Origin of the sequence: Streptomyces sp. NPDC096339 (assembly GCF_044762985.1) — a bacterium.
Lineage (GTDB): Bacteria > Actinomycetota > Actinomycetes > Streptomycetales > Streptomycetaceae > Streptomyces.
In genome coordinates, this window is sequence record NZ_JBIWFI010000015.1 from 80,440 (window position 1) to 90,435 (window position 9,996).

The 9,996-nt window shown below is 71.2% G+C and carries 9 protein-coding genes; 3 read left to right on the forward strand and 6 right to left on the reverse strand.

Features of this window, described 5'->3' with window-relative positions; genetic code table 11:
- Positions 1-30: 30 nt before the first annotated feature.
- Positions 31-3,504 carry a M28 family peptidase gene (locus tag ACIQ5Y_RS20555; protein WP_403882287.1) on the reverse strand — a complete coding sequence of 1,158 codons (3,474 nt, stop codon included), beginning with the start codon at positions 3,502-3,504 and terminating at the stop codon, positions 31-33.
- A 180-nt stretch (positions 3,505-3,684) separates the two neighbouring features.
- Between ACIQ5Y_RS20555 and ACIQ5Y_RS20560 the strand changes: the two genes are divergently transcribed.
- Entirely contained in the window at positions 3,685-4,677 is a 993-nt protein-coding gene (locus tag ACIQ5Y_RS20560; RefSeq protein ID WP_403882036.1) for a LysR substrate-binding domain-containing protein, read from the forward strand.
- On the opposite strand, the gene ACIQ5Y_RS20565 is transcribed toward ACIQ5Y_RS20560, so the two are convergent.
- From ACIQ5Y_RS20565 to ACIQ5Y_RS20580, 4 genes are all read right to left on the reverse strand, one after another.
- On the reverse strand, positions 4,631-5,461 hold the full coding sequence (locus tag ACIQ5Y_RS20565) for a class I SAM-dependent methyltransferase (protein ID WP_403882039.1): 831 nt from the start codon (positions 5,459-5,461) through the stop codon (positions 4,631-4,633). The genes ACIQ5Y_RS20560 and ACIQ5Y_RS20565 overlap by 47 nt on opposite strands.
- A 257-nt stretch (positions 5,462-5,718) precedes the next feature.
- Positions 5,719-5,958 carry an antitoxin MazE7 gene (locus tag ACIQ5Y_RS20570; protein WP_403882042.1) on the reverse strand — a complete coding sequence of 80 codons (240 nt, stop codon included), beginning with the start codon at positions 5,956-5,958 and terminating at the stop codon, positions 5,719-5,721.
- Between the two features lie 99 nt (positions 5,959-6,057).
- Positions 6,058-6,855 carry a hypothetical protein gene (locus tag ACIQ5Y_RS20575; protein ID WP_403882045.1) on the reverse strand — a complete coding sequence of 266 codons (798 nt, stop codon included), beginning with the start codon at positions 6,853-6,855 and terminating at the stop codon, positions 6,058-6,060.
- A gap of 161 nt (positions 6,856-7,016) precedes the next feature.
- Positions 7,017-8,237: a mannosyltransferase family protein gene (locus tag ACIQ5Y_RS20580; protein WP_403882048.1), complete on the reverse strand. Its 1,221-nt coding sequence runs from the start codon at positions 8,235-8,237 to the stop codon at positions 7,017-7,019.
- A gap of 119 nt (positions 8,238-8,356) precedes the next feature.
- Here ACIQ5Y_RS20580 and ACIQ5Y_RS20585 point away from each other — a divergent pair, with 119 nt between their 5' ends.
- Positions 8,357-8,539 (forward strand): hypothetical protein, encoded by a 183-nt coding sequence (locus tag ACIQ5Y_RS20585; protein ID WP_403882051.1) that lies wholly within the window; start codon positions 8,357-8,359, stop codon positions 8,537-8,539.
- Positions 8,540-8,773: 234 nt separating this feature from the next.
- Here the strand turns inward: ACIQ5Y_RS20585 and ACIQ5Y_RS20590 are convergent, their stop codons facing one another.
- A complete protein-coding gene (locus tag ACIQ5Y_RS20590) occupies positions 8,774-9,271 on the reverse strand; it encodes a SigE family RNA polymerase sigma factor (protein ID WP_403882054.1) in 498 nt (165 codons plus the stop codon).
- 357 nt (positions 9,272-9,628) lie between these two features.
- On the opposite strand from ACIQ5Y_RS20590, the gene ACIQ5Y_RS20595 reads away from it, so the two are divergent.
- Positions 9,629-9,832: a cold-shock protein gene (locus ACIQ5Y_RS20595; protein WP_030036890.1), complete on the forward strand. Its 204-nt coding sequence runs from the start codon at positions 9,629-9,631 to the stop codon at positions 9,830-9,832.
- The last annotated feature ends 164 nt before the right edge of the window (positions 9,833-9,996 follow it).

Consider the following 9,996-nt stretch of genomic DNA (forward strand, 5'->3'; position numbering starts at 1 on the left):
GACTTCACGTGCTCATGCGGTGGTTCGGCGTCAGCTCACCTGGACCGTGACGTCGTCCACGACGAAGGAGGTCTGCAGGGACTGGTCCTCCACGCCGTTGAACTTCAGGGTGACGGTCTGGCCGGCGAACTGCGCCAGGTTGTAGGTCTTCTGGACGTAGCCGGACGTCGGGGTCCGGTTGGAGAAGGTCTCCAGGGTCTGGCCGCCCACCGAGACGGTGAACTTGTCGTAGACCACGGGGTCCGTCTCGTCCGTGTCGATGTGCAGGAAGAACGAGAGCTGGTACGAAGCGCAGCCCGACGGGATGGCCAGCGACTGCGAGGCGCTGTCCGTGTGGCTGGAGCCGTACCCGTTCAGCCACGCGAAGTAGCCGCCGCCGTGCGGGACCTGGCCGGACTGGTTCGTGACGACGCCCGCCGTCGCGGTCCACGGGGAGGAGCCGTTCTCGAAGCCTCCGTTGACCACGAGCTGGCGCGGAGTGCAGCCACCGGTGCCGGTCACGGTCAGGGTGTAGGTGGTGCTGTGGCTGACGGTGCCCGAGCCGGTGATCGTCAGGGTGTAGGTGCCGGGCGCGGTGCTCGCCCCGACCTGGACGGACAGCGTCGACGAGCTGCCCGACTGCACGGACGTCGGGCTGAGCGTGGCGCTCACCCCGGCGGGCGCGCCGGAGACGGAGAGGGAGACGGTCTGGGCGGCGCCGCTGACGGTGGAGGTGTTCACCGTGGCGGAGGTGGAGCCGCCCTGGGCCGCGCTGCCCGCGGTCGGGCTGACGCCGATGGAGAAGTCCTGCGCGGGCGTCTCACCGCCGACCGCCGTCTTCCACACGGCGTAGGCGACACCGTCGGCGCTGCGGTCCAGGACCGTGGCGCTGATGTTGTTCGTGGTGTCGCAGGAGCTGTGGTAGCAGGAGTCGTAGGCGGCGTTCGCGGTGCCGCCCCACTTGGCGGCCTGCGCCGAGGTCTTGCGGGCGCTGGCTCCGGCCGCGTAGCCGGAGGTCGGGATGCCGCCCTGCTGGAAGGAGTAGTCGTCGCTGCGGCCCTGGCCCTCGGTGTTCTCCTCGGGAGCGAGGTTCAGGGAGGTCCAGTACGCCTTGAGCGGCGCGGCGGTCGTGGAGTTGATGTTGTTGATGAAGTAGCCGCCGTTGGTGGAGCCGACCATGTCGAAGTTGTAGTAGCCCTTGATGGCCGCCTTCTGCGTGCTGCTCAGCTGGCCCACGTAGTACTCGGAGCCGTTGAGGCCCTGCTCCTCGTCGGTCCACCAGGCGAAGCGCACGTGCTTGGTCATCGTCGGGTTCTTCTGGGCGAGTGCGAGCGCGTTCTCCAGCAGGGTCGCGGAGCCCGAGCCGTTGTCGTTGATGCCGGGGCCGGCCGAGACGCTGTCGAGGTGCGCGCCGAACATGACGACCTGGTCGGCGGGGCCGCCCGGCCAGTCGGCGATCAGGTTGTTGGACGGGTAGGTGCAGGAGGTGCAGTTCTGCTCGGTGACCGTGTAGCCGGCGGCCTGGAGCTTGCCCTTGATGTACGCCACCGACCCGGTGTAACCGGCGCTGCCCGCGCGGCGGTTGCCGCCGTTCTGGGAGGCGATGGTGTTCAGCTGGGCCAGGTGCGCCTGCACGTTGGCCACGTCGATGTTCGGCGGGTCGTTCGGCGGCTGGGTGCCGCCGACGTTGAGCGCGAAGTCGACGGTGTGCGAGAGGGTGCTGCCCTGGCCCTTGACGACCACGGTGGCCGCGCCCGGCGTGGCGCTCGCGGTGGCGCTCAGGGTCAGCGTCGAGGACTGGCCGGACTGCACGGTGGCGGGGCTGAAGGAGGCGCTCACCCCGGCCGGCAGGCCCGTGGCGGTCAGCGTCACCGACTGGGCGGTGCCGGTCGTGACGGCGGTGCCGACCGTGGTGGTGACCGTACCGCCCGGCTGGACGGTGCCCGACGTGGGGTTCAGCGACATCGAGAAGTCGTTGTTCTGACCGCTCGGGGTGCAGGTCGGATCGGCGGTCTGGGCGGGCACGCTGATCGCGTCCCAGGCGGCCTTGGTCTTGTTGAAGAGGTCACAGGTGGTGTCGAGCGACTTGGCGGAACTGAGCGTCGCCGTCCGGTACTTCTTGTAGGACATGCTGCTCGTCTTGAGCAGCATCCCGCCGTAGAAGATCTTTCCGGCGTTCTGGACGCCCACGCCGGTCACCGTGGACGAGTTGCAGGTGGGGCTGTTCGGCTTGCCGCCGCCCGGGTTGCTGCCCTCGGCGAGCAGGTAGAACCAGTGGTTCAGCGGGCCCGCCGCGGCGTGGACCTCGGTGTTCGGTATCGACGAGCTGTAGCAGTTCGGGTCGTTGTCCACGGCCGACGGGTTGTACATGTTGCGGATCGGGCCGGTACCGACCAGGTTGATCGTCTCGCCGACGGTGTAGTCCGGAGCGTCGTACGGAGAAGACTGGTTGGCGAACGCCTCGGTCAGTGCTCCGAAGATGTCCCCCGTGCCCTCGCCGAGCCCGGCTTCCTGGCCGCTGGTGCCGCCGGGGGTGTTGGAGTCGATGGCGTGCCCGTACTCGTGGGCCACCACGTCCAGGCTGGAGATCCACTCGTTGGCCTGGTTGTGCCCGATGGTGACCGAACTGCCGTCCCAGTAGGCGTTGAGGTCGCCCAGCCCGACCTTGCCGGGGAAGCTGCGGCCGTTCCCGCTGACGCCGTTGCGGCCCAGCCACTGGCCCAGCATGTCCCACTGCTTCTGCGCGGCGAACATCAGGTCGACGCAGCCGGTCTCCTTGGCTGTGGGGTTGCCGGTGCCCCAGGCGTCGGAGGACTTCGAGAAGACCGTGCCGTTGCTGTAGTCCGCGCAGCTCAGGCCGGTGCGGTTCGGGTCGCGCAGCGAGTACGTGCCGCCCGAGTTGGTCGTGTCGATGGTCAGCGGGTTCGGCCCGTTCCACTTGCTGTTGCCGGTGCCCGCGACCACGTCGTCGTAGCTGTCGACGAAGGCGCCCGTGCGGGCGTCCACGAAGACGTGCAGCTTGCTGGGCGCCGTCTTGGTCCGGCCGATCAGGACGGTCTCCCAGGCCAGTACCGGCTTGTCGTCCTTCAGCCGGACGACGAGCCGGCTGCTGTCGACCTTGTCGACCGAGGCCAGCTTCGAACGGGACGTGGACTCGGCGTCCTTGGCGCTGACCGTCGCCCGGGTCGAGACGTCGATCCGTACGGAGGAGGCCGACTGGAGGGCGCGGACCTTGCCCGCGCCGTCGGCGAGCACCACCGCGTCGCCGCCGACCACGGGCAGGCCGCGGTAGCTGCGCTCGTACGCCACGGAGAACAGGTCCTTGACCCAGGGGGTGACCTGGCGGCGTTCGTACTGCTCCTGCGAGGAGTTGACCAGGGTGTCGAGACCGCTGCCGACGGCCTGGTCGGCGGCGGCGACCGCGCGCGCCGCCGGGGTGTCCTTCTGGGACGGGGCGGGTTGTGCTTGCTGCGCCGACGCCGTTCCGGCGGCCAGGGTTCCGGCGAGGCCCGCGGTCAGCACCATCGCTGCCAGGGCCGCCGTCCATCTGGTGGGCTGCAACGTCCACTCCGATCGTGGGGGGTTGGATGGATGAGTGTTCGTTCGCGGCCGAGTATGAGCGTGTACATGACGGCTTTGGGTCATCTCGGCGGACATAAGGTCCGCGTTATGGTGCGGTGGCGGCGCGCTGCGTACGCTGCCCGGATGCAGCTGGAGTTGAGGCACCTGCAAGCCGTCTGCCGGATAGCGGAGGCGGGCAGCCTGGGGGGCGCGGCGCGGCGGCTGGGGGTGTCCCAGCCGGCGCTTTCGGCGCAACTGCGGCGGATCGAGCGGGTCACGGGCGGGGAGCTCTTCGTGCGGGGCCGCAGCGGCGTGGAACCCACCGCGCTGGGTCACTTCGTACTGGCCAAGGCGCGGCGGGTGCTCAGCGAGATGGACGCGCTGGGCGCGGAGGCGCGGGCGATCGGCACCGGCGGCCCGCTCAGGCTCGGATGCATCCTGCTCGTACTGGTCGACGGACTCCTCGCCCAGACTGACCTGTTCATGTCAGGTCAGGAGATCACGGTCAACCTGGAGCACTCGGTGACCGCGCTGGCCCGGATGCTGGGCACCGGACGGTACGACGCCATCGTCTACGGCGAGGTCAACGACCACGAGGTGCCGCTCCCCACGGGAGTCCTCGCGCGGACGCTCGTACCGAAGGAGCCGTTCTGCATCCGCCTCCCGGCAGGGCACCCCCTGGCCGGCCGGGACCACGTCGACCTCGCCGACCTCGCCGGTGAATCCTGGCTGACCCTGGTGGAGGAGGACGACGGCGGACCCGAGGCGCTCATCGCGGCCTGCGCGAACGTCGGGTTCACCCCGTCACTGCGCTACCGGATCACCGACCGCATGATGCAGTACGACCTGATCGCCGCGGGCCGCGCCATCTCGCTCAGCCAGCCCACGGCCCCGCAGGTGGCCGGTACGGTGATGCGCCCGCTCGCGGGCACGCCGATCACCGGGCGCATCCGTCTCGCGTGGAACCGCTCGGCGGTCTCGGCCGGCCGGGCGGAACTGCTCTACCGCGCCGCGGCCCGCGCCTATCTGGCGAACGTGGAGAACAACGGCTTCCACAAGGCGTGGTGGGACGCCCACCCAGAGCTGCAGGTCAGCCTCGGCGGTGAGCCGTCAGCAGCAGGTACTCCCACTGCATGACCCCGTCCACGGTGTGCTCGGCGGCGAGCGCGTCGAGGTCCCGGTCCAGTGCGGCGACCCGCTCGGGGTCCTCGGCGATCGACCGGTAGACGGCGACGGTCGGCCCGTAGAGGGCCTTGAAGAACTCGCGGAAGTCCGAGGGCTGGGTGAACCGGTCCACCCGGACCGTCTCGCGGCGGGCGACCAGATCGGTCACACCGTCGCCCAGCAGCTCGTGCACGTGCTCCGGGTCGCCCCACAGCGGCGGCGGCTGCGCCCCGGGCGGGGGAGGGGGAGCGTACGGCTTCATGGTGGCGAACATCCGACCGATGAAGCCCTGCGGGGTCCAGTTGAGCAGCCCGATGGTGCCCCCGGACCGGCAGACCCGCAGCAGCTCGTCCGCGGCGGTCTGGTGGTGCGGCGCGAACATCACGCCGAGGCAGGACATCACGGTGTCGAACTCGCCGTCCGCGAACGGCAGCGCCTCGGCGTCCGCCTCCCGCCACTCCAGCTTGGCCCCGCGTACGGCGGCCAGGTGCTGCCCGACCTCCAGGAGGTCGGGGGTGAGGTCGGAGGCAACGACGTCGGCGCCGGTCAGCGCGGCCGGAATGGAGGCGTTGCCGGAGCCCGCGGCGACATCGAGTACCCGGTCCCCGCGGCTCACTCCGCATTCCCGGACGAGCACGGCGCCCAGGTCCGGAATGACGTGGGAGACCACGGACGGATAGTCGCCCATGGCCCACATCGCGCGGTGCTTGGCTTTGAGTGCGCGGTCGGCCTGGGCCGCGTCGTTCGACTCGGTCATCGCAGCCGCCCTCCAGGAGTCGGGTCAGGGCTCTCTTCCGAGCATAAGGACGATCCGCCCGGGCGGCCTCTCGGCCGCGAGGGCCTCCGGCCTCCGGGGCGGCCGGACCGCCCGGTCAGGCCGTTCCGGAGCCCCGTTGCGCGCAAGCCTCACGAGACCGTCCGAGCCCGGGGGCGGGCGGGTCGCGGAGTCGTGCCGGCCCGGGTGCGGCAGGAGTCCGAGGTCGCCCAGGGAGCCGGAGGCGACGGGAAACCGGCTTACGCCACCCGGGTGCCCTCGCGGCCGGAGCCGAAGTCCCGCTCGAAACCCTCGCGGAAGCCGGGCCGTTCGACCGCCCGCTCGAACGCGTGCGCGGCACGGACGAGAGCGGCCTCGTTCTCCTGGGCGGCGGTGAGTTCGGCGAGGTACGCGCGCAGGCTCAGTCCGCGGGCCGTGGCGAGTGCGGTGAGCCGCTCGTGCACATCGGTGTCGACCTCGACTGTGGTGGTGTCAGCCATGCTCCGAGTATGCGCGTCCGGGACCCGGCCGTGGGCCCGTTCACGGCGAGCACGCGTTGACGGCGTCGACCCGTCTCGTCCACGGCTCCGGTGGTCCGGCTACTCGGGTTGCCAGGCCGCGCTGAAGAGGGCCAGTTCGAGGACGTCCGGCGCTGCGGGCCACTCGATCGGTGCAGCCGTCAGCTGCTCATCGGCCGCGTGCATCCACTGGAGGTAGACCTGGTAGCGGTGGGAGGTCCAGTTGCCGTCGCGCCAGATGCGGTCGGCGATCGGAGCTGCCCATGCGTAGCCGGCCGCGCCCCCGACCTTCGTGGCGTGCCGGCGGAGAACCCCGGCGAGCACGCTGTCGAGGATGAGCGGACGCAGCCCCTTGACCTCGGGCAACGCCTGGCCTGCGAAGTAGAGGAACTTGGTGAGGAACGCCGGCCCCAGACCGTCCAGCTCCTTCAGCCGCTCGTAGGATGCGGCCGCACCTTCGGCGGTGAGCAGGGACACGGCTTCCTCGAAGGCTGCCTCGGCACCGTCCCGGGCGAGCACGTGACCCGTGCGGTGGGGGCCGTAGCCCGTGAGGCCGTACCCCCAGACCTGAGTGGCGACGAAGGCCTCGGCCCAACTCCGTGATTTCACCGCGGCCCGGACCGCGGCCACGACTTCGGCCCGGGTCACGGAAGCCGAACCGACCGCTGCCCGGTCGGCGAAGGCGTTGGGCCACGGGGCCACGGCCATCCAGCGGGAAGGCGAGTACGGAACGCGGTGAGCGCCGCTTCCCTGTCTGTACCGCCCGCCCCTTTCCGGGTCGGCCAGCCACCTGCCCAGGGAGATCACCGCGTCTTCCGGCAGCAACCGGGTTCGCATCGTCGCGTCGAGCTTGTCTGCCAGGCTCTGGTCAAACCTCATGGAAACGCGCCCCATCCCGTCGTCCACCGACCCCAAGGTAGCCCAGCGGTCGCCGGAGCGGGCCCGGTCGGGGTCATGCCCGTGACGGATCGAGTGCATGGTGCCCGGCCCGGCGCGTCCCACGGCGCCCCCGAGCAGCCCGTCGCCCCACCGGTCCCGCCTCAGCCCGCCCAGCGCCCCGTCAGGAAGGTGACGGCCACCAGCGTGGACAGCGGGCCCACGACGCACACGTACGCGGTCCGCAGGCGCGGACGGCGCAGGCTCCAGCCCGCCAGGGCGATCCACAGCGGCCACCACAGCAGCGTGGAACGGGGGATGGAGGTGTACCAGTACGAAGTCCCCAGGGCCCACAGGGTCAGGGCGGTGTAGAGGGCCTCGGGCCACTGACGGCGTCGCACGAGCAGGACCAGGAGTGCTACGCCGACGAGCATCGCCACCAGCTCGGCCTGCCACATCAGGGCGTACCCGGTGGGCTGCGTGTGGTGGAAGGCGGCGTTCCAGGTGTTGGCCCAGGCCTCCCACGGCGTGTGGAAGTCCCGGTACCAGCCGCGTTCCTGGGCGTGCTTCCATGCCATCCAGTCCCCGGTCCGGGCGTACAGGAACCAGCTGTACGCGGCCGGTGCGAGTACGGGCAGGCACAGCCACGGGGCCGCCCGCCAGTCGCGCCGGTTCCGTGCGGTGAGGACGAAGAGGAGTACCAGCGCCGCCATCAGGAACAGCCCCGTGACGCGCACCGAGGACGCCAGGAACGTCAGCACCGCCGCCGCGGGCCAGTTGCGGCGCCGCGCCGCCAGCCAGGCCGGCAGGGCCAGGGCGAGGAACAGCGCTTCGGTGTATCCGGCGGCGAGGAAGACGGCGAAGGGCGAGAGCAGGAGGAACAGGACCGTGCGCCTCCCCGCCTCCGCGTGCCGCAGTTGGTGTCGGGCGATGCGCGCCAGAGCCAGGACGGCCACGCCTCCCGCGAGGAACGAGATCAGCGCTCCGGCCGCGGCCCAGTGCGGGACGACCACGTGGACGGCGCGCAGTGCGAGCGGGAAGCCGGGCAGGAAGGCCTCCCGGTTGTCCCAGCCGGCCGTCCACGGGCCCGTTCCGGCCGGGAAGTAGCCGTCCTGGGCTATGTGGAGGTAGTGCGACCAGTCCCACTGCTCCCAGGGCGAGAACAGCGAACCGGGCCGCAGGGCCCGGTTCCCGTCGGCCGGGAAGAGCCAGCGGACGGCGCCCGCGGTCGTCCAGATCCCCACGCGCGTGAGCACGTACAGCCAGAGCACCTCACGGTCGTCCGGCCCGGGCCGCCACCTCCGGTACGGGGCTTTGGGCGCGCGCCGTACGGGGGCGGGCGGGCCGGTGGCGGCGAGCGGCCGGGGCGGGGCGGAAACGGACATACGGGATCTCCTGGTCGGCTTTGGGGTGTGCGGAACCGCCGGCCGGGGTCGGGGTACCGAGGTCCGGGCCGGTGGCGGTGCGGTCGCTGCCGCGGGGTTACGGAGGGAAAGGCGTCGAAGTGGGCGTCGAGCCGGGCGTCGAGCCGGTCGTGGACATGGCGGTCGACCTGGGCGGCGGGGAGGGCGACGTGGTGTGGGACGTGGTGTGGGACGCGTTCGGATACGCCGTCCGGCCGGGATCGGTGGGCTGCCCCGTCGTGGGCGGAGGGGACGGGTTCGGCACGGGCGACGGCGCCAGGTGAGGGGGAACGGTGGCCGGGAGGGTCGGGCCCGCGTCGCGCGGCAGGAACGCGGCGACCGCCGCACCGGCCCCGCCGATGACGAGGCAGCAGGCGAGCGCGAAGCCGGCGATCCGGCGCCGCCGAACCTTCGCCCCGCGCCGGGCGATGGCCGACACGGGCGGGAGGGGGGACCGGGACGCTCCGGCGGAGGCCGCTTCCCGGAACAGGGAGCGCAGCGGGTCGTGGTCGTACGGGTCAGGCATCGAGAGCCTCCTCCATGCGGGGGTCCCGCAGCTCGCGGGCGAGGGTGGCCCGGCCCCGGGACAGGTGTGTCTTGACCGTGCTCGCGGACAGCGAGGTCTCGGCGGCGATCTGCTCGACGGTCAGATCGCACAGGTAGTGCAGCGCCATGGTGCGGCGCTGCTTCAGGGGCAACAGCCGCAACGCCTGTACGAGGGCCACCACCTCCGGCCCCGGACCCTCCACATGGCCCGCGGGCGCGGTGCGCCGCCAGGCGTCGGCGCTGCGCCGCCGACCCCGCCAGCGGCTCACGGCGAGCCGCCACGCGACGGTGCGGATCCAGGCCTCGGGTCGGCCGTCGCGCTCCAGCCGGCGCCGCCGGTCCCAGGCCCTGACGAAGGCCTCCTGCACCACGTCCTGTGCCTCGTGATGGTCGCCGAGCATCACGTACAACTGCCCTGTGAGCCGTCCCGCCGCCTGCGCGTAGAACTCCTCGAACTCCTCGACGGTCAAAAAATCGCTCCCGAATCCATGTGTCCCTCTCATCAGGCATACGCCAGGGAGAGTGGATCCGGTCGACACCGGAAGCCGGGAACTTCCTGTGAGTGCGATCACATGCGGGACGGCCGTCCCGGCCCGGCGAGGAGGGGCCGGATCCGGCCGGATCCGCGACCCGCCGTCAAGGAGCGATCAAACCCCCTGGTGACGGTGCGTGCAGACGTGTACCTTCACGGGTAGCTGTCGTGGTTCCAAGTGCCTTGCCCGCGCCATTCGGTGTGGGCAGTTTTGCTGTGTTGTGCCGTAGGACCAGGGCGATCACCTCCGTTTCCCACGCGGTGTGGGAGACGTACGTCAAAGGAAGGCATGAACATGGCTACGGGAACCGTGAAGTGGTTCAACTCCGAAAAGGGCTTCGGCTTCATCGCCCAGGACGGCGGCGGTCCGGACGTCTTCGCGCACTACTCCGCGATCAACGCCACCGGCTACCGCGAGCTCCAGGAGGGCCAGGCCGTGACGTTCGACATCACGCAGGGCCAGAAGGGCCCGCAGGCGGAGAACATCACCCCCGCCTGATTTCCCACGTCCCACTCCCGGGTGGGCGAGGAACCGTTTCACCGCTGACGTGCTGAAACGGCTGAAGTGCGACACCAGGGCCGTGGGGGGGGCGCCCCCCCGCCCCGGGGGGGGGGTTGGCCGGTGGTAATAACGGGGGTAACCCCCCGGAACGGCCCCCACAA